The following is a 207-nucleotide window of genomic DNA, read 5'->3' on the forward strand; positions in this document are numbered from 1 at the left end:
TGCGGGAGCCGGATTTGAACCGACGACCTTCGGGTTATGAGCCCGACGAGCTACCAGACTGCTCCATCCCGCGCCTGAAATTTGTAGACTTGTTTAAAGTTGCTTACATTACAACTTGGCTTCCAATTAAAGAATTGGTTGCGGGAGCCGGATTTGAACCGACGACCTTCGGGTTATGAGCCCGACGAGCTACCAGACTGCTCCATC

General features: G+C 52.2%; 1 tRNA gene. It reads right to left on the reverse strand.

The window, feature by feature from the left end:
* Positions 1 to 73 (reverse strand) — tRNA-Met (locus tag AAEY68_RS21875).
* Positions 74 to 207 lie beyond the last annotated feature (134 nt).

The sequence above is a fragment of the Pseudoalteromonas sp. RB2-MNA-CIBAN-0110 genome (assembly GCF_040309305.1).
GTDB lineage: Bacteria > Pseudomonadota > Gammaproteobacteria > Enterobacterales > Alteromonadaceae > Pseudoalteromonas > Pseudoalteromonas arctica.